23 protein-coding genes are annotated in these 23,824 nt (G+C 69.4%); 12 read left to right on the top strand and 11 right to left on the bottom strand.

Annotated elements, in window-relative coordinates; genetic code table 11:
• Positions 1–283 precede the first annotated feature (283 nt).
• From BLV25_RS05890 to BLV25_RS05880, 3 genes are all read left to right on the top strand, one after another.
• Positions 284–1,048 carry an IclR family transcriptional regulator gene (locus tag BLV25_RS05890; RefSeq protein WP_092731396.1) on the top strand — a complete coding sequence of 255 codons (765 nt, stop codon included), beginning with the start codon at positions 284–286 and terminating at the stop codon, positions 1,046–1,048.
• A gap of 684 nt (positions 1,049–1,732) precedes the next feature.
• The gene (locus tag BLV25_RS05885) at positions 1,733–2,161 is read left to right on the top strand and encodes an EamA family transporter (RefSeq protein WP_039401788.1); all 429 of its coding nucleotides are present in this window, start codon (positions 1,733–1,735) and stop codon (positions 2,159–2,161) included.
• A 31-nt stretch (positions 2,162–2,192) separates the two neighbouring features.
• Complete coding sequence (locus BLV25_RS05880) at positions 2,193–2,984, top strand: YqjF family protein (RefSeq protein ID WP_021073752.1); 792 nt, start codon at positions 2,193–2,195, stop codon at positions 2,982–2,984.
• A 71-nt stretch (positions 2,985–3,055) separates the two neighbouring features.
• Here BLV25_RS05880 and BLV25_RS05875 read toward each other — a convergent pair whose 3' ends face one another.
• Positions 3,056–4,345, bottom strand: a complete 1,290-nt coding sequence (locus BLV25_RS05875) for a Glu/Leu/Phe/Val family dehydrogenase (protein ID WP_039401791.1) — start codon at positions 4,343–4,345, stop codon at positions 3,056–3,058.
• A 171-nt stretch (positions 4,346–4,516) separates the two neighbouring features.
• Between BLV25_RS05875 and BLV25_RS05870 the strand changes: the two genes are divergently transcribed.
• The gene (locus BLV25_RS05870) at positions 4,517–5,029 is read left to right on the top strand and encodes a PH domain-containing protein (RefSeq protein WP_092731394.1); all 513 of its coding nucleotides are present in this window, start codon (positions 4,517–4,519) and stop codon (positions 5,027–5,029) included.
• Positions 5,026–6,765 carry a PH domain-containing protein gene (locus BLV25_RS05865; protein ID WP_092731392.1) on the top strand — a complete coding sequence of 580 codons (1,740 nt, stop codon included), beginning with the start codon at positions 5,026–5,028 and terminating at the stop codon, positions 6,763–6,765. The genes BLV25_RS05870 and BLV25_RS05865 overlap by 4 nt, the downstream gene beginning before the upstream one ends.
• Positions 6,766–6,831: 66 nt before the next feature.
• On the opposite strand, the gene BLV25_RS05860 is transcribed toward BLV25_RS05865, so the two are convergent.
• From BLV25_RS05860 to BLV25_RS05840, 5 genes are all read right to left on the bottom strand, one after another.
• A complete protein-coding gene (locus BLV25_RS05860) occupies positions 6,832–7,587 on the bottom strand; it encodes an ABC transporter permease (protein ID WP_092731390.1) in 756 nt (251 codons plus the stop codon).
• Positions 7,584–8,756, bottom strand: coding sequence for an ABC transporter ATP-binding protein (locus tag BLV25_RS05855; protein ID WP_092731388.1), 1,173 nt, complete (start codon positions 8,754–8,756; stop codon positions 7,584–7,586). Before BLV25_RS05855 ends, BLV25_RS05860 begins: the two co-directional genes overlap by 4 nt.
• A gap of 141 nt (positions 8,757–8,897) precedes the next feature.
• A complete protein-coding gene (gene cyoE / locus BLV25_RS05850; protein ID WP_092731828.1) occupies positions 8,898–10,319 on the bottom strand; it encodes a heme o synthase in 1,422 nt (473 codons plus the stop codon).
• 76 nt (positions 10,320–10,395) lie between these two features.
• The gene (locus BLV25_RS05845) at positions 10,396–10,875 is read right to left on the bottom strand and encodes an adenylyltransferase/cytidyltransferase family protein (protein ID WP_092731386.1); all 480 of its coding nucleotides are present in this window, start codon (positions 10,873–10,875) and stop codon (positions 10,396–10,398) included.
• The gene (locus BLV25_RS05840) at positions 10,872–11,465 is read right to left on the bottom strand and encodes a Mov34/MPN/PAD-1 family protein (RefSeq protein ID WP_092731384.1); all 594 of its coding nucleotides are present in this window, start codon (positions 11,463–11,465) and stop codon (positions 10,872–10,874) included. The genes BLV25_RS05845 and BLV25_RS05840 overlap by 4 nt, the downstream gene beginning before the upstream one ends.
• 121 nt (positions 11,466–11,586) lie before the next feature.
• On the opposite strand from BLV25_RS05840, the gene BLV25_RS05835 reads away from it, so the two are divergent.
• Positions 11,587–13,635: a DHH family phosphoesterase gene (locus BLV25_RS05835; RefSeq protein ID WP_092731382.1), complete on the top strand. Its 2,049-nt coding sequence runs from the start codon at positions 11,587–11,589 to the stop codon at positions 13,633–13,635.
• 83 nt (positions 13,636–13,718) lie between these two features.
• Here BLV25_RS05835 and BLV25_RS05830 read toward each other — a convergent pair whose 3' ends face one another.
• The gene (locus tag BLV25_RS05830) at positions 13,719–15,599 is read right to left on the bottom strand and encodes a phospholipase D-like domain-containing protein (RefSeq protein WP_092731380.1); all 1,881 of its coding nucleotides are present in this window, start codon (positions 15,597–15,599) and stop codon (positions 13,719–13,721) included.
• Between the two features lie 209 nt (positions 15,600–15,808).
• Positions 15,809–17,134 (bottom strand): HEAT repeat domain-containing protein, encoded by a 1,326-nt coding sequence (locus BLV25_RS05825; protein ID WP_092731378.1) that lies wholly within the window; start codon positions 17,132–17,134, stop codon positions 15,809–15,811.
• Positions 17,135–17,323: 189 nt separating this feature from the next.
• On the opposite strand from BLV25_RS05825, the gene BLV25_RS05820 reads away from it, so the two are divergent.
• Both BLV25_RS05820 and BLV25_RS05815 read left to right on the top strand, forming a co-directional pair.
• Entirely contained in the window at positions 17,324–18,406 is a 1,083-nt protein-coding gene (locus tag BLV25_RS05820; RefSeq protein ID WP_092731376.1) for an NADH:flavin oxidoreductase/NADH oxidase, read from the top strand.
• 50 nt (positions 18,407–18,456) lie between these two features.
• Entirely contained in the window at positions 18,457–19,476 is a 1,020-nt protein-coding gene (locus tag BLV25_RS05815) for a DUF7547 family protein (protein ID WP_256335657.1), read from the top strand.
• 26 nt (positions 19,477–19,502) lie between these two features.
• On the opposite strand, the gene BLV25_RS05810 is transcribed toward BLV25_RS05815, so the two are convergent.
• Both BLV25_RS05810 and BLV25_RS05805 read right to left on the bottom strand, forming a co-directional pair.
• Positions 19,503–19,913 (bottom strand): PhlB family protein, encoded by a 411-nt coding sequence (locus BLV25_RS05810; protein ID WP_092731374.1) that lies wholly within the window; start codon positions 19,911–19,913, stop codon positions 19,503–19,505.
• Positions 19,910–21,070: a thiolase family protein gene (locus tag BLV25_RS05805; RefSeq protein ID WP_092731372.1), complete on the bottom strand. Its 1,161-nt coding sequence runs from the start codon at positions 21,068–21,070 to the stop codon at positions 19,910–19,912. The genes BLV25_RS05810 and BLV25_RS05805 overlap by 4 nt, the downstream gene beginning before the upstream one ends.
• A gap of 220 nt (positions 21,071–21,290) precedes the next feature.
• On the opposite strand from BLV25_RS05805, the gene BLV25_RS05800 reads away from it, so the two are divergent.
• Positions 21,291–21,800, top strand: coding sequence for a macro domain-containing protein (locus BLV25_RS05800; RefSeq protein WP_092731371.1), 510 nt, complete (start codon positions 21,291–21,293; stop codon positions 21,798–21,800).
• A 46-nt stretch (positions 21,801–21,846) separates the two neighbouring features.
• Here BLV25_RS05800 and BLV25_RS05795 read toward each other — a convergent pair whose 3' ends face one another.
• Complete coding sequence (locus tag BLV25_RS05795; protein ID WP_039401806.1) at positions 21,847–22,044, bottom strand: heavy-metal-associated domain-containing protein; 198 nt, start codon at positions 22,042–22,044, stop codon at positions 21,847–21,849.
• A gap of 121 nt (positions 22,045–22,165) precedes the next feature.
• Between BLV25_RS05795 and BLV25_RS05790 the strand changes: the two genes are divergently transcribed.
• The 3 genes from BLV25_RS05790 to BLV25_RS05780 all read left to right on the top strand — a co-directional run bounded on the left by BLV25_RS05790 (position 22,166) and on the right by BLV25_RS05780 (position 23,775).
• Positions 22,166–22,762 carry an AsnC family transcriptional regulator gene (locus BLV25_RS05790; RefSeq protein WP_021073732.1) on the top strand — a complete coding sequence of 199 codons (597 nt, stop codon included), beginning with the start codon at positions 22,166–22,168 and terminating at the stop codon, positions 22,760–22,762.
• A 121-nt stretch (positions 22,763–22,883) separates the two neighbouring features.
• A complete protein-coding gene (locus tag BLV25_RS05785) occupies positions 22,884–23,249 on the top strand; it encodes a DUF5798 family protein (RefSeq protein WP_092731369.1) in 366 nt (121 codons plus the stop codon).
• A gap of 46 nt (positions 23,250–23,295) precedes the next feature.
• Positions 23,296–23,775 carry an SLOG cluster 4 domain-containing protein gene (locus tag BLV25_RS05780; RefSeq protein ID WP_092731367.1) on the top strand — a complete coding sequence of 160 codons (480 nt, stop codon included), beginning with the start codon at positions 23,296–23,298 and terminating at the stop codon, positions 23,773–23,775.
• The last annotated feature ends 49 nt before the right edge of the window (positions 23,776–23,824 follow it).

Below are 23,824 nucleotides of genomic sequence, written 5' to 3'. Positions count from 1 at the left end.
CCGTCCCGGAATACGGGATAACTTGGATATTGGACTCCTCGGTCGATTCGTCGTGGATGCTGAATGAAGGACGATGTTATTGCCAATAATAGTGATCAATAACGATCGTGATTCGGGAACGAGTACGAAACATACGGAATACGCACGAAATAACGTAACGGGCGTGGCCCGATCGGAATCAGATTCGGATGCGACCCGGTTCCAGCCCATATCGCCGGGGATGAGCGGCAGTATCTCGTTCCGATATGCGGGACTTTATATATTCACGACCGGTACGGTTCGTATGGCGAACACGAACGGGGGCGGCGTCCAGACGACGCGGAAGACGTTCGCGATCGTCCACGCCCTCAAGGAACTCGACGGGGCCCGGATCGACGAGCTCTCCGAGCACCTGGACATGGCCTCGAGCACGGTGCACCGGCACGTCGCGACGCTCGACGACCTCGGATACCTCGACCGGGAGGGTGACGTCTATCACCTCGGGCTCCGGTTTCTCACCCTCGGCGGTCACGCACAGACCCGCCAGCCGGTCTTCGACCTGGCCAAGGAGAAGGTCGACCAGATCGCCAGAGAAACCGACGAGCGTTCGCAATTCATCGTCGAGGACGGCGGTCGTCGGATGTACGTCTACACCGAGGCGGGCACGAACGCGGTCAAGACCGACGCGACGATCGGCAAGCGGGGCCCGATACACTCGAGTGCGGCCGGGAAGGCCATCCTCGCCGCCTCCTCGGACGAGTTCGTCGCGGACGTCCTCGACCGACACGGCGTGTCACAGGTGACGCCGCACACGATCGACGACCGCGAGACGCTGCTCGCCGAGATCGAGGAGATCCGCGAACGCGGGTACGCGTTCAACGAGCAGGAGTCGACCCTCGGCCTGCGGGCGGTCGCCTCGACGATCACCGGCGTCAACGGCGAGGTGTACGGCGCGATCAGCATCGCCGGCCCGGCACACCGATTCAAGGGCGAACTCTTCCGCAGCGAGTATCCGGACCTGTTGTTGGCGGCCACCAACGAGATTGAGCTGAAGCTCGAATACTCCTGACCGCCGACTCGATTTACACTCCTAATATTGTAATCCCCATCCCGAACGCGTTTCCGACGCCGGGCGTTTTGGTCGGAATAAATATAATATTATCTATGCTTTATAAATTCTATATATTCTATGATGATTACTAGGAGCGATCGGTCGGTTCGCGACATCGTTTGGTTGGCTCGGCATTACTCCGGGGAAGAGGCCGGTTAAACCGAAAATTCGCGACGAGGTCGAATATGGCTCGATTTTTCCGTCGATCGTGACGAGTTCCGTAAACGATCGTTTCACGGCTTAAAACCCGGAATATATCCCGTTTCGCCTCGAACCCGAACGATCGGAGGATACCGTGGCGTTTCGATAACTATTGAATTTCAATATATTATTCTTTTATTATATGTTGTTCGATTGCTTCGGCCGTCCGACCGCGTCGAGTCGCCCGCCTCGTTCGAGCCGATCCGTGTGGTCGATCGTGCTGCGACGACGGCTGCGAGGACGGAGGGCGGAGGACGACGGCCACGGGGACGGACGACGACGGCCACGGGAACGGAAGACGACAGCCACGGGGGCGGACGACGGCGGATCCCGGACGGTCACGGGAACGGCGAGTTCCGGTCGCGAACGCCGCGAGACCCGGAAAGACGTTCAGCGATCGGAACCGACAAGCCGACCACCGCGCAGGATCGAGGCAAGACCATGCAACCGTACGTCCCCTACTCGTTGCTGGCCGTCGCCGCCTACGCCCTCGTCGCGCCCCTGATGCGGATCGCGACGTCGGGGGCGAACGCGATCCCCAGCGACGTCGCCGCGGCGATCTCCAACATCATCCTCGTCGCGGCCGCGATCGCCGTCGTGCTCGTCAGCGGCCAGGACTTCACCGGGCACGTCGGGAACCCGAAGGTCGTCTACGTGCTCGGCGCGGGCTGTTTCCTGGCGATCGGCATCCTCTCGTACTACCGGGCGCTCGCGCTCGGTCCCGTGAGCGTCGTCACGCCGATCTTCGCGACCTTTCTCGTGTTCAGCTCGGTGATCGGCGTCCTCGCGCTCGGCGAGTCGGTGACGCTCCGGAAGGTCGTCGGGATCGTCTGCGCCATCGGCGGCGTCTACCTCGTCTCGACGGCGTGAGGCCTTTGGGTCGGCCGCCCCACGCGTCGGTATGCTCGGCCGTGACCCGATCGGGATGACCTGGACGGACGTCGCGTTCCTCCACTGGCCGGTCGATCCCGCCGTCGTCGCGGACCGGATCCCCGACCGGCTCGAGGTGGCCACCGTCGACGGCGACGCCTATCTCGGCGTGGTTCCCTTCCGAATGGACGACATCCGGCTCCGCGGGCTCCCGATCGGGCTCTCGTTCGTCGAGCTCAACCTGCGGACCTACGTCGACGGGCCGGCCGGCCGCGGCGTCTACTTCCACTCGCTCGACGCCGACGACCCGATCGGCGTGGCGATCGCGCGGACGCTGTTCGCGTTGCCGTACTACCGCGCCGACGCGTCGGTTCGACGCGAGTACGGGACCGCGGACCCGAGCGCGGACCGGCACGCGAACGCTGCCGGCGGAGCCGCGACGCCGGATCCGCCCGTCACGGCCGTTCACTTTCGGAGCCGACGAACGCATCCGGGCGTGGATCCGGTCGCGTTCGACGCGACCGTCCGACCCGCGGATTCGGCGAACGACCCCGAACCCGCCCCGCCGGAGCCCGGAACGCGCGCGGCGTTCCTCGTCGAGAACTACCGGTTCTACGCCACCGCAGGGGCCGACGCACCGCTGCCCGGCGGGCTCTACTGTGGAGCCATCGACCACGACCCCTGGCCGATCCGGGAGGCGACCGCCGAGATCCGAGCCAACACGCTGTTCGCGGCCAACGGGTACGACTACCCGGACGGGGATCCGCTCGTCCACTACTGCCGGTCGCTCCCGGTCACCGCCGACCGGATCCGCCGGGTGTGACGGCCTCGAAAGCGTCCGCCATTTATAAGGCGCCTTTCGCGTCCGTGGGTCACGAGAACGGCCCACGCGGGTCACGGGAACAGCCCGCGGTACTCGTGGGCGCGCGCGATCCGCTCGAGGGCGATCGTGTAGGCTGCGGTCCTGAGGTCGGGGACGTCACCCTGGTCATACCGTTCGATCGTCTCGTCGAAGGCCGACCCGATTCGACGCTCGAGCTCCGCGTTGACCGTCTCGAGGGGCCAGGAGAACTCCTGGGAGTTCTGCACCCACTCGAGGTAGGAGACGATGACGCCGCCCGCGTTCGCGAGGATGTCCGGGACGATCTGGACGTCCCGCTCCGAGAGCACCTCGTCGGCCGCCACGGTCGTCGGGCCGTTGGCGGCCTCGACGATCGCGTTCGCCCGGACCCGGTCGGCGTTCTCGGCGGTGATGACCCCCTCGACCGCCGCGGGGATGAGCACGTCGACGTCCAGCTCGAGCAGCTCGGCGTTGGAGATCATCTCGGGTTCGTCCCACCGCGTGCGGTCCGTGCCCTTGAGGTCGCCGGCCGTGTACTCCTCGATCAGCCCGCCGGCGTCCACGTGCGCGCCGAGCGTCGGCACGTCGAGCCCGTCCGGGTCGTAGGCGGCGCCCGTGACGTCCGAGGTCGCGACGACCCGCGCCCCGGCGTCGTCGAGCAGTCGCGCGGCGTGTGACCCGACGTTGCCGAACCCCTGGACCGCGACCGTCGCGTCGTCGAGGTCGTTCTCGAGGTACTCGAAGAGGCGCTCGGTGACGATCGAGACGCCGCGGCCGGTCGCGGCCACGCGCCCGGGGGTCCCGCCGATCTCGAGCGGCTTGCCGGTGACGACCTTCGGCACCGTGTACCCCTCGTACACCGAGTAGGTGTCCATCATCCAGGCCATCGTCTGCGGGTTCGTGTTCATATCCGGCGCCGGAACGTCCGTCTCCGGGCCGATCAGCCGACGGATCCCCTCGGTGTACCGCCGGGTGAGCCGCTCGAGGTCGTTCTCGGTGAGGTCCTTGGGCTCGCAGATGACGCCGCCCTTCGCGCCCCCGTACGGGAGGTCCACCAGCGCACACTTCCAGGTCATCCATCCGGCCAAAGCCTCGACCTCCCGCTGGGTGACGCTGGGGTGATACCGGACGCCACCCTTAAAAGGGCCGCGCGCGCTGTCGAACTGGCACCGATACCCCTCGAACACCTCGATGTTACCCGATTCGAGCTCGACCGGGAGCGTCACCTTGAGCGTCCGCTCGGGATATTTGAGCCGCTCGAACACGCCGTGGTCGACGTCGGCGTACGTCTCGGCGCGGTCCATCTGGGCGAGCATGTTCTCGAACGGGTCGTCGTTGCCCATGGGTCGACCTCACCGCCATCCCCGAAGTCAGTTTCGGGTGCGTTCGGTCGTGACATATTTTGCCACTCACGGCACTGGAACCCACATCGGCCACGATCCGGACCGATCGCCGCCGACTGACGCATCCCACCTCCTCCCGAGACTTATACCGGACGCGGAACAAACCGGGGTATGAACACCGATTCCCCGGACGAGTCGCCGCCGCCCCCGGATCCGGCGTCGACCACGCGCCGCCTCAACCCCCGCATCCGCGTCGTGTGGATCCTCCGTTCGGTCCTGGTCGCCGCCCTCCTCGCCGCCCTCGCCGCCGCCGTCGGCCGGTTCGTCGAGACGCCGCGGTGGCTGCCCGCCCTCGTCGGCGGCCTCGCGCTGGCGCTGGCGGTCCCGTACGCGATCGTCCGGTACCGGCGCTGGTCGTACGCGATCCGCGACGACGCGCTGTATCTCGACCGCGGGGTGGTCACCACCGTTCGGACGGTCGTGCCGCTCGTCCGGATCCAGCACGTCGACTCCCGGCGCGGCCCCGTCGAACGGGCCACCGGACTGGCCTCCTGCGTCGTCTACACGGCCGGCTCGCGCGGCGCCGACGTCCGGATCCCGGGGCTGACCCCCGAGGACGCCGACGACCTCCGTGAGACGCTCAAACGGCTCGCCATCCGTGCCGACGGGGAGGACGCGGTGTGAGACTGTCGCCGATATCGGTGCCGTACCGGGCCCTCCAGAAGGCGTCGACGATCCTGGTCGCGCTGTTTTTCGTCGGGACGTCGGGCACGATCGGCGGCGTGGTCGCGATCGGCATCGGCGCGGCGGTCGCGAGCGCGGCGCTCGCGTACGAGGCCGCCTACTACCGGCGGTTCGAGTACGAGTTCACCGCCGACACCTTCGACGTCCGGTCGGGGGTGATCTCCCGCCGCGACCGGGAGATCCCGTACGGACGGATCCAGAACGTCGACGTCTCCCGGAACGTGCTCCAGCGGCTCCTGGGCATCGCCGCCGTCGACCTCGAAACCGCCGGCGGATCCTCCACCGAGGGTGCGATCCGATACGTGTCGGCGGAGCGGGCCGACGAGCTCCAGCGCGAGATCCGGCGGCGGAAGGCGTCGCGGGGCGAGGACGGGGAAGCGAGCGGCTTCGAGACCGCCGCCGGGTCGGACGTCGACGGCTCGGGGGACAGCATCCCGACCGGGGACACGGAGACCGAACTGTTCAGCCTGTCACCGACCGAGCTGGCGCTCGTCGGGGCGCTCTCGTTCGACCCGCGGCTCATCGGAGTGCTGGCGTTCCTCGGCTCCGGATCGGTGCCCGTGCTCTCCGGGTACCTGCCGACCACGACCGCCCTCGTCGTCACGATCACCGGCGTCATCGCCGTCGGGCTACTGCTCGTCGCCTCCTGGCTCATCGGCGCGGCCGTGGCGATCACCAACTACTACGGGTTCCGGCTGACCCGGTCCGGCGACGACCTCCGATACGAACGCGGGCTGTTCAAGCGGTACTCGGGATCGATCCCGACGGACAAGGTGCAGAGCCTGACGATCGCCGACAACCCGGCCAAGCGGCTGGCCGGGTACGCGACGCTAACGATCGAGACGGCCGGCTACGCCCCGGGACAGGGCGGCACGTACGGCAGCCAGGCGGCCGTCCCGCTCGCACGGACCGACCGCGTCCGGGAGCTGGCCCGCGACATCGAGACGTTCGGCGATCCGGAGTTTCGCCGGCCGCCCGGCCGCGTTCGCGTCAGGTACGCGATCCGGTACGCAGCCATCGTCGCCGTCCTCACGGCGGTCGCGTTCGGCGTCGACCGCGTCATCGCCGCCCCGATCCCGTGGTACGGTGCGGCGGGCCTGGTGCTCCTCGCGCCGGTCGCGGCCCACTACAAGTGGGTACACCGCGGCTACTGGCTCGGCGAGAACCACCTCCTCACCCGCGTCGGCTTCTGGAAACGGGAGACGCGGATCGTCCCGTACTACCGGATCCAGACCGTGATCGACCGCCGGACGGTGTTCCAGCGGCGGTGGGGGATCGCCACGGTCGTCGCCGATACGGCGGGCTCGGGCGGGTTCATCGGCCGCGACGCCGCCGCGCTGGACGTCGACGCGGCCGACGCCGACCGGCTTCGCGAAGATCTCACGGTCCGGCTCCGGTCGGCGCTGGCGGACCGCCGGGCACGCGGCGCTTCGTTTACCGAATCCGAACCGGCCGAAACCGAATCGGGCGAGCACGCGCCCGACACGGTCGAGAACGACACGTCCGATGCGGCCGAGCATAGGACGTCCGATGCGGCCGAGAACGAGGCGGCTACCGGCGGCTTCCGCTGGATCGCCGACGAGGAACCGTCATCGGACGAGGAGCCGGCGTCGGACGAGAAGCCGCCGTCGGACGAAAACCCGTCGTCGGACGGCAGGACCGGATCAGACCGCTGACTGCGACCGTCGATCGTTAACCGCCGACCGCGGTGGATCGGCGGGCTCCGAACCGCGATCGCTGGCTCAATCGGTCCGAGGGAGCAGCCGTGACCCGACCGCGAGCGTGAGGACCGCGATCGCCGACAGCACGGCCAGGTCGCCGAGCCACGGGCCGCCGTCGTAGGTGATCGCCCGGACCCCGCGCGCGAAGTAGGTCAGCGGCGAGGCCGCCACCGCCGGGAGGAACCACTCGGGCAGCAGCGACGGCGGAACGAACGTCTCGGAGAGAAAGAGGATCGGGAGCGCGACCGTGTTGCTGGCGGCGATCACGCCGTCCTGCGTGTCGGCGAGGGACCCGAGGGCTGCGCCCACGCCGCAGAAGGCCGCGACACCGACGACGACGAACGCCGCCACGGCCGGCAGCGCGGCGGTGACGCGCACGGCCGCGTCCGTCACGAGAAGCACGAGTCCGAAGACGAGAACGCTTGCCAGACCGATGATCGCCACGTTGACCAGCGTGTGCGCGAGGAGCCACTCGACCCGGGTCAGCGGCGTCGTCGCGAGCTTCTCGAACCGGTTCCCGTCGCGATGGCGTGCGATCTCGGAGCCGACGCGCGACAGCGGCGTGAACAGCACGACGACGCCGATGTATCCCGGCAGGTAGTAGCCGGCCGGCTCGGCGAAGAGGCCGCCGCCGGTCGGCTGCGTCCGCACGAGCGCTCCGAAGATCACGACGAGGATCACCGGGAAGAAGAAGGTGAAGAACACCGCCGTCCGCCGTCGCAGGAACGACCGGGCGGCCGCGACCGCCTCCGCCCGGATCCGACGAACGCGACTCACCGCGATCCCTCCGCGGCGGTCGACTCGGGTCGCTCCGAGTCCCCTCCCGCTTTCGTTTCAGGCTCCGGTGTTGCGCCCGTACTCGCCTCGGTCCCCGATTCCGGACCGGCGGGCCGATACGCCTCGCCGGTGAGCTCGAGATAGACGTCCTCGAGCGAGGGCTCGCTCCACGACGCCGACTCGACGCCGACTCCCGCGTCAGTCACCGCGTCGACGACGGCGCCGATTCCCTCCAGCGGCACGCCGGTGATTTCGATCGTCGCCGCGCCTGCCGCATCGGTCGTGCCGGCCGCACCGGCCGCACCGGCCATACCGGCCGCGCCACCGCCCCGCGCGGTGGTCGTCCCCGCCCGGCGTGCATCGTACGGCGTGCCGGAGCGGACTGCCTTCACTCCCGACTCGACGACGTCCCTTTCGGCGGCCCCCTCGAGCCGGAGCGTGAGCGTCGGCTCCCCGCCGTGGGCGGCGATCAAGGATTCGGGCGAGCCGACGGCGACGATCGATCCCTCGCGGATCAGCCCGACGCGGTCGGCGAGCCGCTCGACTTCACCCATCGCGTGGCTCGTCAGGAAGACGGTCACCCCCGCGGCGGCGGCCTCGCGGATCACGCGGTGGATGTCCCGTCTGCCCGCCGGGTCGATCCCGGTCGTCGGCTCGTCCAGAAAGAGCACGTCGGGGTCGTTGACGAGCGCCGTCGCCACGCAGGCCCGGCGCCGCTGGCCGCCCGAGAGCGTCTCGTACCACGCGTCCGCGTCCGACGCGAGCCCGACCGCCTCGAGGACCGCCTCCACGTCGCGCGCGTCGTCGTAGAGCCCGGCGTAGTAGGCCACCAGCTCGCGCGCCGTGAGCCGGCCCGGCGGGTCGAACGACTGCGGGAGCAGCCCGACGCGCTCCGGATCGACCGCGTCCGGCGCCGTCCCCAGCACGCGAACGGTTCCCTCGACCGCGGTCGTTCCGGTGAGTGCCCTGACGAGGGTCGTCTTTCCGGCTCCGTTCGGGCCGATCAGCCCGAAGACCTCGCCGCGGCCGACCGCGAGGTCGGCACCCGAGAGCGCCGTCACCTCGCCGTAGGACTTGCGCACGTCGTCGGCGCGCAGGACCGGATCGCCGGCCCCGTCGACGCCCTGATCGCCGACGCCTCCCCCGTCGACGTCCGGATCGTTTTCCATACCCGTCGCTGCGGGTCGAGCCCGCCTAAGGGGTTCGCTTTCGGTGCCGTGGGCGTGCAGTGCGTGTTCGGATCGGTCCCCGCCCCGTGGCGTCCGGAACCCCTCCCGTTTCACCCGCTCACGTGCCGTTCCGTCCGCGCCTCAGACCACGAGGGAGTCGAACACGACCGCGAGCAACACGAGCCCGAGGTAGGCGTTCGACGCGTGGAACGCGCGGAACGCCGCGGCCTCCGTCCGCTCGTAGTGGAGCCTGACGACGGTCCACAGGAAGACGGCGCCCAGCGTGACGCCGGCGACGAGGTAGACGACTCCGAGCGCGTCGGCCGCCGCGGCGAGGACCGCCGCGGCCGCGAGCGTCGCTCCGAGGTACCAGAGGATGTGCCGCCGCGTCGCGGTCTCGCCGCGGACGACCGGCATCATCGGGAAGCCGCCGCGCTCGTAGTCGTCGCGATAGGCCAACGCCAGGTTGTAGAAGTGCGCCGGCGTCCACAGGAAGATGAGTGCGGCCAACAACAGCCCGCCGCCGCCGATCTCGCCGGTCACCGCGGCCCAGCCGATGAGCGCCGGGAGCGACCCGGCAGCCCCACCGAGGACGGTGTTCTGGACGGTGTTCGGTTTCAACACGAGCGTGTAGACGACGCTGTAGAACGCGATCGCGGTCAGCCCGAGCACGGACGCAAGCGGGTTCACGAGCCAGAACAGGGCGACCGAGAGGACCGCCAACAGCAGCCCGAAGGCCACCGCGTGGGTGACCGGGATCAGATCGAGCGCGAGCGGCCGGTCGGCGGTTCGCTGCATCCGCCTGTCGACGTCGCGCTCGAACACGTGGTTGAACGTCCCCGAGGCGCCGATCGCCAGGGAGCCGCCGACGAGCGTGAGGGCGACGGTTCGCGGCGTGAACGCCGCTCCGTCGACCGTTCCCGCGGCCAGCGCCATCGCCGCCGCGGCGACGAGACACAGCAGCCACATCAGCCGCGGCTTCATCAATCGGAAGTACGCCCGCGCGGTCGCCACGCGTCGCGGCCAGCCGTCGGCCGGAATCGGCGGGGACTCGGACGGCGACGGGTCGTCGTCGACCGGATCGGCGTCGGCGAAACCGGACGGAGAGGGGTCCTCGTCCGGATCCCCGGTGGCAGCCTCGAGCCACCACGTCAGCGCAGCCAGCGACGTGGCGAAGATGGCGATCCCGGTGGCCAGATGGAGAACCGAGACGACCCGCGTGGTCGCCGTGGTCGCGATGTAGGCGCCGAAGCCCGCCTGGATCGGATACGCGAGGAGGACGATCGCCGTCGCGATTCGGACCCGATCGGCGGCGCCGTCGCGGAAGACGGCCGCCGCCGCCGCGACAACGAGGAGGCCGACGACGACCGCCGCCAGCCGGTGGCCGAGCGCGACCCAGCCGATCGGCTCCGTGGGCATCGTGTACCCGGTTCCGCACGCCGGCCAGGCGGCGCACGCGGTGGTCGCCTCCGAGAGGGCCGTCGTCGCGCCGACGATCAGCAGGAGGTAGATCCCGATCGTCGCGGCCGAGAGCAACGCGGGGACGCGGTCGGGTACGGTCACTGATCGGGGATTCGGGTCGACCACATATATCTCCCGCGCTTCGGCGAACGCTCCCTCGATCGGTCGACCGAACCGGCTATCGGTCCGCGTCGGTGCTCCGGTCCGCGTCGGTGCTCCGGTCCGCGTCGGCACCACGCTCCGCGAGGATCCGGTCGATGATGGCGCCCGTGGAGAGGACCTCGTCCTCGTATTTCGACTCGCGTGGGCTCGCCCGCTCGACCCGGCAGTCGAGTCCCCGTTCCGCGAGCTGGTCGGCGATGGCCGTCCGGTCGTGGTGCTGGTCGTATCCGAGAACGATGACGTCCGGATCGAGCCGCTCGACGGGCACGAAGATGTCGGACTCGTGGCCGAGATGTGCCTCGTCGACCGCGGCCAGGGCGGCGACCATCTCGCGCCGCTGTTCATCGGAGAGGATCGGCGGGCGTTTGTGGGTCACGTTGCTCGCGCGGGCGACGATCACGTGGAGGTCGTCGCCGTAGGTCGCGGCGTCCTCGAGGTAATGGACGTGGCCGGGATGCAGGAGATCAAAGGTTCCCTGTGCGAGCACGCGAGTCACCGCAACCACCCGGTGGAATCGTCCCCGTCATCGGCGTCCTCCTGTCCGTTTCCGTCCTCGTCACCTGCGTCCGCGATGCCTGCATCCCGAGCGTCCACGCCCTCGGCCTCCAGCTCGCGGTCGATGTCCGCCTGGGTAAAATCGAAGAAGTGTGACTCCGGGAGCTCGACGTCGAGCACGTCGATCGTCGTCGGATCGCCCTCGTTGTCGAAGACCCGCCAGTCGCCCCACTCGTAGGGCGCGCCGACGATGATGTGGACCTGTCCCTGCCCGAACGTCGCCAGATCCGCCGCGCTGGGGCGGAGCGCCCCGTTCGGATGGGAGTGAACCGAGCCGACCGACTGGACGTCGTTCGGCTTCATATTCGTCCGCACGGTCGCGCTGACCGGGTTCGACTCGGTGCCCGGAATGACGAGGACGTCCGTGATCACCTGTCCGGACCGGTCCGTGTCCAGATCGAGCTTGCGCGCGTCCTCGGCGCGGAGGAACCCCATATACTCGTTCGGGTGCGTGTCCTCGCACGCCTCGAGGATGAACTCCATCGTCTCCCGGGCGATCCCGAGAAGCTCGTCCGACCGGAACAGGCGCATACTCCGTCCTCCGCTCCGTCGATTCAAAGGGATTCCGGAGTCCGCGTCGCCAGTGCTCCGGGACTCGGGTCCGAAACCGGAGATAACAAGCTTAACACCGGCTCGCCGTCAATCGGTCGGTATGACCGACCAGACCGCCGGGGATTCCGGCACGCGGGACGATTCGAGTCCCGAACCCGAGGCCGACATCGCCGAGGGGACCGACACGTTCGAGTACGTCGACGACGCGGAACCGAGCCGGACGAACGGTACAGCCGCCGCGTCCGATTCGACGGTCGATCCCGACACGGCGACCGATGCCGGCGCCGCCGATCGGGCCGTGGTTTACGATCTCGCGCCGGACTGCACGCGTGCCGACGTCGAGACGGGAGAGTACTATCACGCCGAGGTCAACGGCGTCGTCGAGTACGGGGTCTTCGTCGACGTCTCGGATGCCGTCTCGGGACTCGTCCACGAGTCGAACCTCCAGGACGAGTATGGCGTCGGGGACCGGCTCGTGGTTCGCCTCGAGGAGATCCGGGAGAACGGCGACATCGCGTTCGACGACGCCGCACCGACGGACTACCGAACCGAGATCCGCGAGCACGAACCGAACATCACGCGGATTCGTGGCCTCGAGCCGGCCACCAACGTCACGATCGAGGGCGAGGTCGTACAGGCCAAACAGACCGGCGGGCCGACGATATTCGCCGTCTCCGACGCCTCGGGGATCGTCTCCTGTGCCGCCTTCGAGGAGGCGGGCGTACGGGCGTATCCCGACGTCTCGGTCGGCGACCTCGTCCGCGTCGAGGGCGACGTCGAGACCCGCGAGGACGCCCTCCAGATCGAGGTCGATTCGATGACCCCGCTTTCGGGCGACCGCGAGGCGGCGGCCCGCGAGCGGCTCGAGTCGAGCATCGAGGAGCGCGCGGAGCCGAGCGACGTCGCTCCGCTCGTCGAGTGGACGGCCTTCGAGCCGATCCACGACGACCTCCGCGATCTCGCGCGGCTCCTGCGACGAACCGTCCTGGAGGGACGGCCGATCCGCGTTCGCCACCACGCCGACGGCGACGGAATGTGTGCGGCCATTCCGGTCCAGCACGCCCTCGAGAACTTCGTTCAAACGGTTCACGAGGACCTCGACGCGCCGCGACACCTGTTCAAGCGGCTGCCGAGCAAGGCGCCCTACTACGAGATGGAGGACGTCACCCGCGACCTCAACTTCGCGCTCGACGGGCAGGCGCGGCACGGACAGAAGCTGCCGTTCCTGCTGATGCTCGACAACGGCTCGACCGAGGAGGACGTTCCCGCCTACGAGAACCTCGCGCACTACGACATCCCGATCGCGGCCGTCGACCACCACCATCCCGACCCGGAGGCCGTCGAGCCGCTGCTGGACGCCCACGTCAACCCGTACCTCTACGACGAGGACTACCGGATCACGACCGGAATGATGTGCGTCGAGCTCGCCCGCCTCATCGACCCGACGTTCGACGGCGAGCTGGACCACGTTCCGGCGGTCGCCGGGCTCTCCGACCGGTCGAAGGCCGAGACGATGACCGACTACCTCGAGCTGGCCGACGCGGCCGGCTACGACCGCGACGACGTCCTCGACATCGGCGAGGCGCTCGATTACGCCGCCCACTGGCTCCGCTACTCCGAGGGCAAGACGCTCGTCAACGACGTTCTGAACGTCGGCTGCGAGGACTCGGACCGCCACGAGCGTCTCGTCCAGTTCCTCTCGGAGCGCGCCGAGCGCGACGTCGACCGGCAGCTCTCGGCGCTCGAGGGCCACGTCGAGCACGAGCGGCTCGCCTCCGAGGCGCACCTCTACCGCGTCGACCTCGACGAGTACGCCCATCGGTTCACCTATCCCGCGCCGGGGAAGACGACCGGGGAGCTGCACGACACGAAGGTCAAGGAGACCGGCGATCCCGTGATAACCGTCGGCTACGGGCCGGATTTCGCGGTGCTCCGGTCGGACGGCGTCAGGCTCGACATTCCGCGAATGGTCACCGAGCTGAACGAGGAACTCCCGGAGGCCGGCGTCTCCGGTGGCGGCCACCTCGTCGTCGGATCGATCAAGTTCGTGAAAGGTCGCCGGGAGGAGGTCATCGAGTCGCTCGTCGAGAAGATGGCCGACGCCGAGATCGACGAGGCGCTCTCCTCGGCAACCGTTCTCGAGGAGTAGGACGGGCAGTCAACGGTCGATCGACGGCCGAGAGTCGGTCGGCGCTGACCGCCGGCGCCGTGTACCGACGTCGGATCGATTTCTCACGTGAACGACACCTCCCGACGAACCAGGATCCACGCAGCGCTGCCGACGGCCGCGAGCCCGCCGGCCAGACCGATCGGGAACTGGACGCTGCCGCCGCGCCAGTCGGCCGCGAACACGGCGTGGAAGTAGTCCGCGGCCGAGGCGCTCTCGAACGCGACGAGCACCTCGCGGTTCAGCGTGGCCGCCGAGGGGTTCCAGTTGAGGCTCCCCACGACGACGGCGTCGTCCGCGACCAGCCCCTTGGCGTGGATCTTCGCGTACCGGCTTCGGGGCTCGGTCACCGCGACCGACAGCGGGATCGACTCGGCGGCGGCCCGGTCGTTCAGCCTCGCGGCGATCGCCTCGTTCTGCTCCGCGTCGTACCACGCGTTCGAGAGGAGCACGCGGCTCTCGACGCCCCGCTCGGCAGCCCGGATCACTGCTTCGAGGAGCCGCCACTCCGGTCCGGCCGTCCGCGGGACCGTCACGAGGACCCGCTCGTCGGCGGCGTCGATCCGGTCGACGATCCCGTCGGCGGCGTTCTCCGGTGCGAGTAGCAGCTCGACGTTCGAGGCGGTCGTCCGGTGCGGGTCGAACCGCGACGGATAGGTTCCGTTGGCCCGCCCGCCGCCGTGAACGGTCACGTTCTCACGGAAGCGGGTCCACGGAACCGCGTCGATCGCGGTCGCGTCGCGATCGAACACCGACGCGAGCTCGTCGGCGAATCCCCGGTCGAAGACCGTGACGCCCCAGCCGCGGTTGGCCGCGCCGCCCGTTCCCGAGGGCTTCCAGTTCTCGGTGAGAACCACCGCCCGGCCGTCGACGACCGCGTATTTCGGGTGATGGTAGGCGAACCGCGATCGCGGGCCGGCGAGCACGCGCGGTTCGATCCCGGCGTCGGCGAGGCGATCCAGCGTTCGGGCGGTGCCGGCGGAGAACCCGCCGACCGGATCGCCCTCGACGAGGACCCGAACGGTCACGCCGCGTCGGTGGGCCGCGATCAGCTCCTCGGCGATCCGGGTCGACGAGAGCGTGTATCCCGCGAGAAACAGCCGGTCCTCGGCACCCTCGACCGCCGACAGCGGCGCGTCGCTCGCGTCCGGAAGGACGAACGCCTCCACCTCCGCGGTCCGGTTCGTCGGCCGCATCGATCGAGCCGATCCGGATCCCCGTGTCGAGGCTGGCTCGTCGGTGCCGGAGCCGTGCGGCTGGTACCCGTACGGCCGCCACCCGTTGCCGCGGAGTCCCTCCCACGACCGGTTCCAAACCTCTGCCTCCCGAGCACGCTCATAGGCGACGACGTCGACCGGCTCCCCCTCGTAGGCGAGGACGATCCGGTCGCCCGACGCCGACAGCGGGAAGTGTTCGGGCAGCCGGCGGACGGGTCCGTCGACGTGGTCGCTCGCGGCGGCCGGCGCCGTGCTCAGAGCTACCCGTCCGGAGACGTTCGCCGGGATCGGCGTGTCGTAGTACCCGTCCGAGAGGGTCCAGTTCCCCGCGACCGGGAGGTCGACGATCAGGTACTCGCCCTCGTTTCCGGCAGCGATCGGGTTCGGATACAGCTCGACGATGACCCCGTCGGCGGCAGCTGCCGCGGCGCCGGCCGTGGTCGACGCGTTCCCGTCGGTGGCGGCTGATGGATCCTCCTCGGAGGGGACCGACGAAGCTACGTCGGCGTCGGGCGGCGTGGATCCGGCGTGTCGGGGTGACGGGACCGCCGGCTGGTCCGCACCATCGGCCAGCGTCATCGGGTCGGACGCGCCGGCGACGCTCGGGCCGGACGCGCCGGCGACGCTCGGGACGCTCACGCCGCCGACCGCCGTCCCGAGCAGGAGCGCGACGACGAGGAGGCGAAACCACCACCGGAGACGAGCCGTTCCGACGTCGATCGATCGCACGGGGCGTCTGGCGCGCTTCCGCTTATAAACCTCCGGGTGGCGAAGACGTCGGAATCGCCGGCCGGACGCCGGATCCGGCGCGTCCCGATCGGAACGCCGAAGGGACGAAGCTGACGTCGAACGGACGAAACCGAAGTCGAACGGACGAAACCGAAACTGAACGAGTCGCAACGAACCCGAACGAACGGAAACGCGACTGCCGGTGCCGTCTACGCGGGCTTCGCGGCCGCCTCGAGCGCCGTCTCGGCCTTCTCGGCCTCGGTCTGGACGATGAAGACACGCTCGTCGGCGTACTCGGCGACCGCCTCGAGCGCGTCCGCGGTCCCGATCTGGCGCAGCGCCCAGGCGGCCGCGGCGCGGACGTCGTCGGAGTCGTCGGACTCGAGCGTCTCAGCGAGGGGATCGATCGCGCGTGTGTCGCCGATGAGTCCGAGCGCGCGGGCCGCGTAGGGCCGCACCTGATCGTTCTCCATCTCGAGCTTGTTGGCCAGCGGCTGGACGGCCTCCGTCGCGCCGATCTCCCCGAGCGCCTTGAACGTCACCTTCTGCAGCTGCGGGTCCGAATCGGTGTCGACGTACTCGACGAGGGTCTCCGTCGCCTCCTCGGCGGCCATCTTCCCGAGGATCCGGATCGCGGGCTTGTCACGTTTGCCGGCTCGTTCGAGCATCCGGTCGACCGCGTCCTCGGTCGCGGCGCGTTTGCCCATCCGCTGGAGCGCCTCGAGGCAGTGTCGCTCCATGAACTCCGACTGGAAGGAATCGAGCGCGAGGAGGATCATCTCGACGTTGCCCTCCTGCTCGTGGACCTTCAGCGCGGACCACTCGACCGGGTAGTCCTTGTAGTGGCCGAGGACGTCGTAAAAGCCCTGGGCGTGCAGCTGCTCGTGCGTCTCGAGGTCGTCCCACTCCTCGGCGGCCTCCAGGTCGTCCGACAGCGTCTCGACGCTCTCGACGAGCGCGCCGATCGTGTCGGCGTCGGCGTCCGGATCGAGGCCGGCGTCGGAGACCGCCTCCGCGATGGACTCGAGGGTCAACACGAGCGCGTCGACGTCGTCCGTCTCGGGCTCGACGTCGACGTCGAGCTCGGTCGCCACGTCGGTGGCGAACGTCTCGATCGCGTCCTCGATATCGGCCGTCCCGTCGGCGGTCCACTTCGTGTCCTCGATCGTCCCGATCGCCTCCTCGATGGACTCGACGACGTCCTCGGCGTAGGGGCCGCGGGCGTCCTCGAGGGCCGACCGGATGTCGTCGATCCGGGACTCGAGCGTCTCCCGCGGGTCCGTCGCGTCCTCGTCCTCCTCGTCCGGTTCCGGGAGGTCGGCGTCCGCGAGCGAGTCGGCGGCGTCGTCGAGCAGCGCCTCGACGTCGTCGAGGTCGGCCTCCGTCTCGGCGTCGTCGAGCAGCGCCTCGATCTCGTCGAGGTACTCGGTCAGGCTCTCCTCGGTCACGTCCTCGGGGAGGTCGGGTGCGTCCACGTCCTGATCGGCCGACGCCTCCTCGGGAGCGTCGTCCGGGTCGTCCTCGCCGTTGCTCATACACCGAAACTGCGCGCGTAGTCCATTAAGGCGTTTCCCTTCGCGCGCCGCCGCGCGCGGCTCCCTCGCGATTGCGCGTCGCGAGGGATTGCACGTCGCGAGGGATTGCACGTCGCAGGCGGCTCCACGTCGCGATCCCCCGCCGACGTCGATCGGATCGCCTTACCGTTCCGGGGCCGTCGATCCGATATGCCATCGCTGTTTTCCCCGGTCACGCTCCGGGAGACCGAGATCCGGAACCGCGTGATGGTGTCGCCGATGTGCCAGTACTCCGCCGAGGACGGGTTCCCGACGGAGTGGCACCGCGTCCATCTCGGGTCCCGTGCGGTCGGCGGCGCCGGGATCGTGATGACGGAGGCGACCGCCGTCGAGCCACGGGGGCGGATATCCCCGCAGGACCTCGGGATCTGGTCGGACGACCACGCCGAGGCGCTCGAGCCGATCGCCTCGTTCGTTCGGTCACAGGGGGCGACGCCCGGGATCCAGCTCGCACACGCCGGGCGAAAGGCCGCCACCACGCGACCGTGGGAGGGTCACGATCCGCTCGGCCCCGACGAGGGCGGCTGGGAGACGATCGCGCCGAGCGGGCCGTATCCCTACCCCGACGCCGAGCCGCCGCGAACGCGCACGATGAATCACGACGACGTCGCGGACGTGATCGACGCGTTCGTCGCGGCGGCCGAACGCGCACGTGACGCGGGCTTCGAGATCGCGGAGGTGCACGCCGCCCACGGCTATCTGCTCCACGAGTTCCTCTCGCCGGTCGCGAACGACCGGGACGACGAGTACGGCGGAAGCTTCCGAAACCGAACCCGGCTAACGCGGGAGGTGACCGCCGCGATCCGGGAGGTCTGGCCCGACGGGAAGCCGGTCTTCGTCCGGATCTCCGCGACCGACTGGCTCCCCGACCGCGAGGCGTGGGACCTCGAGGACTCGATCCGGCTGGCGCCCGCGCTCGCAGATGCGGGCGCCGACCTGATCGACGTCAGCAGCGGGGGGATCCACCCCGACCAGCAGGTTCCCGACGCCGGTCCCGGATACCAGGTCCCGTACGCCGAGTCGATCCGCGAGGAGACCGACGTGCCGGTCGCGGCCGTCGGCAAGGTGACCGATCCGACCCACGCCGACGCGCTCGTCCGGAACGGACGCGCCGACGTCGTCGCGCTCGGCCGGGAACATCTCCGCCATCCGCAGTGGGCGCTGGAGGCGGCCCACGAACTCGGCGCCGAGGTCGAGTGGCCGGTCCAGTACGGCCGCGCGCGATTCGAGTAGCGGGTTCCGTGCCACGTAGCCTTTTGACGCCGGACGACGTATCCCGGGTAATGACTCCCTCCGACCGCGACCGTCCCGACGAGTCGGACCCGACCGACGAGACCGACCCAACCGACGAGACCAACCCAACCGACGACCGCCTCGATGAGCCCCTTGAGGACCGGCTCGCGGAACTGAGCGACGTCCTCGCCGAGCTCCGGTCGGATCTCGAGTCCGAGCGTCGGACGTCGGGACTGTGGTCCGGCGGTAGCAGTCCGATCCCGGGCTCGGGCCGGCGTCCACCGTTCCGGCCGCCGAATCCGGTCGAGCTGTTGCGGCTCACCGAGCGCTACACGATCCCGACGCTGATCGCGCTGCTCGAGACGACGATCCGGTCGCTCGAGTTGCTCCAGGCGTCGCTCCGTCTGGCCGACCCTGACGGCGAGCTGCGCCCGGCCGCCGATCGATCGATGTCCGGTCGTCGCGGCGGCGACCGAGCCCGGACCGGAGGCGATCGGCTCGCGGACGTTCGCGACGGGGCGGCCGCCGGGCTCACGCGCTCGCTCTCGGAGCTCCGCCGCGCCCTCTCGGAGTCGGACCTCCCGCAGGAGGCGACCTCCCGGGAGATCCTCGAGGACGCGCGCGAACTCACCGCCGAGATCGAGGGCCTGCTGGCGGACGCGGAGAACCGTGATCGGACCGGCGAGCCGGAGCGATCCGGCCGACGACGGTCGAGCGACAGCCGTGACGACGACGCGGGCGGCGTCACGTCCGAATCCGGAAGGGCCGGGTCGAAACCGGTCTCGATCGACGTCACCGAGCCGACGCGGAACGACGATTCGAACGACGAGCACGACGACGCCGACCCGGAATCGGAGTCGGGGGACGGTGACTCGGACGCACCCGAGGTCGACGTCGACGCCGAACTCGAGTCGATAAAGCGGAGCCTCGAGACCGACGGCGAGCCGGAATCGAACGGAGAGGACGACGAAGCGCGGGACGACGACGACCGCGAGGGGGAGAACGGCGAGGACGACGGGAAACAGGACGACGACAAACGGGGCGATGGGGATGGCGGGCCGACCGCGTGACCGGCCTGGCTACGTGACCCGCCCGACTATTCGACCGGTTCGAAACGGAAGCCGTCCCAGTCCTGGCTGTCGGGCTCGCGGATCCCGGCGTCGGGATCGCGGAGCTCCTCGGCGTGGACCGGCGTCACCGGGTCGCCGACGTCCACGTCGGCGTTGTCGGCCACCTGACCGATCGCCCGGACCGGCGGGCCGTCGTACTCCTCGCCGAGGTCGAACTCGACGATCGCGAGCGTGTTGGGCGCGCGCACGCCCGGCGGGGTGGCGGTCGACTCCGTCCAGGTGATCACCGCCGCGTCGTACTCGCGGAGGTCGATCGTCCCGACCCGGTCCGCGCCGTTCGGTCCGACCGGATGCGGCGGGTAGGTCACCGTGCCGTCCGCGTACTCCGCCGCCTCGAAGACGGGCTCGTCGTCGCCGGCAGCGTTCGGATCGCTCATCGTCCCGCCTCCATCACGGTCGTCGTCACGCAGTTTCCGAACCCGCCGACGTTGCAGGCGAGCCCCACGTCGGCCTCGACCTGCCGTGATCCGGCTTGCCCGGTCAGCTGGGCGAATATCTCGTAGACCTGGGCGACGCCGGAGGCGCCCAGCGGGTGGCCCTTTGATTTCAACCCGCCGGAGGTGTTGATCGGCAGTTCGCCGTCCCGGTCGGTGACGCCCTCCTCGACGGCCCGCCACCCCTCGCCCTTCTCGAAGAAGCCCAGATCCTCGGACTGGAGGAACTCCAGGATCGTGAACATGTCGTGCAGCTCCGCGACGTCGACGTCGTCCGGCCCCAGTCCTGCCATCTCGTAGGCGATCTCGCTCGAGTCGACGACGCCGCCCATCGTGGTCGGGTCCGCGCGCTCGTGGACGACGTGGGTGTCAGTCGCGCCGCCGATCCCCGCAACGGTAACGTACTCGTCGGCGGGAACGTACTCCTCGGCGACCGATTCGGGGCAGAGGAGGAGCGCGGCCGATCCGTCCGTGATCGGACAGAAGTCGTACAGGCGCAGCGGGTCGGCGACGATCGGCGAGTCGAGGACGGTCTCCAGGTCGACCTCCTTCCGGAACTGCGCGTGGGGGTTGTCGACGCCGTTGCGGTGGTTCTTCACCGCGACCTTGCCCAGCGACTCGCGGGGTGCGTCGTAGGTCTCGAGGTAGAGCCGGGCGGTCAGCCCCGCGAACGAGGGGAGCGTGACGCCGTGTTTGTACTCGACCGGATGCGTGAGCGAGGCGATCACGTCGGTCGCCTCGGCCGTGCTCCGGTGGGTCATCTTCTCGCCGCCGACGAGCATCGTCAGGTCCGAGGCGCCGGAGGCGACCGACTGCCAGGCGGCGTACACGCCCGCGCCGCCCGAGGAGGAGGTCTGGTCGATCCGGGCGGTGTAGGCGGGCGTCGCGGCCAGATCGTGGGCCAACGCGTTCGGGATCCCGGTCTGGCCCTCGAACTCGCCGCTCGCCATGTTCGATACGTAGAGATGGTCGAGCTCGCTCGCGTCGACGCCGGCGTCCGCGAGGCAGGCCGTGCCCGCCTTCGAGAGGAGATCGAGCACCCAGCCGTCACGCTCGCCGAACTGCGTCATCGACGCGCCGATGATCGCGACACGGTCCATACCGGTCGATGCGACGCCCCCGTCGTATACCTTCCCCTTCCGTCCGTTCGGGGCTCGTTCCCGCGTTCGGAACTGGCCCTCGTGGTCGGGGCCCCGCCCTCACGTTCGGAACCGATCCTCGCGTGCCGGCCCGTCCTCACGTTCGGGACCCCGTCCTCGGATCCGCCGCGAGTCCCGACCCGCCGGTGTCGTTTTGCGTCTCGGACTGCCACGATCCCGTATGGAGTTCACAGTCGTCCAGGGCGACATCGCCGAACGGTCCGCCGACGTCCTGGTGAACGCCGCCGGGACCAGCCTTCGAATGGGATCCGGAGTCGCCGGCGCGCTCCGACGTGGCGCCGGCCCCGGAATCAACGGGGAGGCGGTTTCGAAGGGACCGGTCGACCTCGGCGGGACCGCGGTCACCGACGCGTACGACCTCGACGCGGAGATCGTGATCCACGCGGCCGCGATGCCCCATTACGGGGACGGAAAGGCGACGCCCGCGAGCGTGCGACTCGCAACGCACAACGCGCTCAAACGCGCCGACCGCGAGGGCTACCGGTCGCTCGTGATGCCGGCCCTCGGCTGCGGCGTCGCCGGGTTCGACCTCGAGCGCGGGGCGCGGATCATCAGCGAGGAGATCGACGCCTTCTCGCCGGAGACGCTCTCGGACGTCCGGTTCATCGCCTACGGAGCGGATGCCGCCGAAACCGTACGCCGCGTCGCGGCGGAGGGTCGTCCAGGGTAACGATGGTCGTCGGGAAATCGGCCGCCGACCTCAGACGTCGACGACCTCAGACGTCGACGACCTCGTATCCCGCGTCGTCGATCGCCGCCACGACCGACTCGGTCTCGGCGTCGCCGGAGACCGTGACGACCCCGGCCTCGTGGTCAGCGGTGGCGTCTTCGACGCCGGGAACCTCCGAGAGCGCGTCGACGACCGCCGTTTCACAGCCGCCACAGGACATTCCGGATACGGTGAGTTCCGTCATATCCGTACCTTGGGACCGATGATTGATGCCGGTTTCCCTTTCGATACGAATTCATTCACCCCGGTTCTGGTTCGGACACGATAGCCGATCGAGGTTTAAACCTCGCCATCCAAACCGCTCTATGCGCACCCTCGACGACATCGACCGCGAGATCCTCGCCTTATTGAGCGAGGACGCCAGACGCCCCTTCAGCGACATCGCCGACCGGGTCGACCTCTCGGCCCCGGCGGTCTCCGACCGGGTCGACCGGCTCGAGGAAATCGGCGTGATCGAGGGGTTCACGCTCCGGGTCGACCCCGGGACGCTCTCGAGCGGCGTCGCCGTCCTCGTCCGGATCGACCTGCCGCTTTCGGCGGTCGACGAAGCATACGGTGCCCTCCGCGAGCACGAGCGCGTCGACCACGCATTTAAAACGGCCGACGGCGAGGTCGTCTGCACGGCCACCCTCGACCCGGCAGTCGTCGGCGACCTGCTCGCGGACGTCCTCGATGACCCCGACGCGGCCAGGGACGTCTCGGTCCGGCTGCTCGAATCCCACGCGTGGGATTCGACGGTCGGCCCGGACGTCGATCTCGCGATCGACTGCGTGGAGTGCGGCAACTCCGTCACCGAGGAGGGCGAATCCGCGCGCATCGACGGCACGCTGTACCACTTCTGCTGCGGCTCCTGCCGCTCGCGGTTCCGGGACCGATACGACCGGATCGAGGAGGGCGCCTGACCGAAACGGGAGACGGGAGTCGCTCGGATCGTGGACGACGGCGGATCGCCTTCGCGGTCGTTGCAGGGGTGGTCGGCCCGCGAACGGAAACGCACACATACCTCCGGTCGTATCGAAGCGTATGGGACTCGGCGGCACGGCCAAGAAGGTCCAGGCGATCGCGGAGAAGGCCGAACAGACATATCAACGACTCAACGAGCTGCGCGAGGAGGTCGAAAAGACACAGGAGACGGTCACCGAGACCGGCGACCGGGTCCGGCAGCTCGAGACCGAGATGGCCGAACAGCGCGCGGTCCTCGACGCGGTCGCCGAGGAAGTCGGCGTCGACCTCGAGGCGGTCAGCACCGACGCGCACATCACCGAGGCCGAATCGGGCGACGAGACGGAGGGCGATGAGGACAACGCAGCCAGCGAGGACGACGAGGACGGTACGGCCGACGAAGAAACGGGCGACGACGGGTCCGCGAACGGCGCCGACGAGAGCTGACGCAGCGAATCGATCCCTCTAACTTGGACTCCGGAAAGGGGCCAGTATGCGCGTCAGCGTCATCGGCGGGAGTTCGATCAGCGACACGGAAACAGGGATCGCGGAGGCGGTCGGCAGCGAACTGGCCGACCGGGGCCACACCGTCGTCTGTGGCGGCCTCGGCGGCACGATGGCCGCCGTCTGTCGCGGCGCCCGAACCGCCGACGATCCGGCCGACACGATCGGGATCCTTCCCGGTGACCGGCGGGCGGCAGCGAACCGCTTCGTCACGGTTCCGATCGCGACCGGACTCGGCCACGCGCGGAACGCGCTCGTGATACAGAACGGCGACGCCGTGATCGCGCTGGCGGGCGGCGCCGGAACGCTCTCGGAGATCGGACTGGCAGGGGTCTACGATCGGCCGATCGCCGGGCTCGGAACGCACGATCTCGACGGGATCGAGGCGTTCGAACGCTTCGAGCCGGTCGCCACGCCAAGTGAAGCGGTCGCGGCCGTCGAGGCGGCGGCCGGTGACGATCGGAGTTGACCACTAGAGCTGACGATCGGAGCTGAGAATCGGCGCTGCTGGTCGATGT

Source organism: Halopenitus persicus (genome assembly GCF_900107205.1).
GTDB classification, from domain to species: domain Archaea; phylum Halobacteriota; class Halobacteria; order Halobacteriales; family Haloferacaceae; genus Halopenitus; species Halopenitus persicus.
Note: the sequence above shows the minus strand (reverse complement) of the source record. Positions and strands in the feature narration are given on the sequence as shown.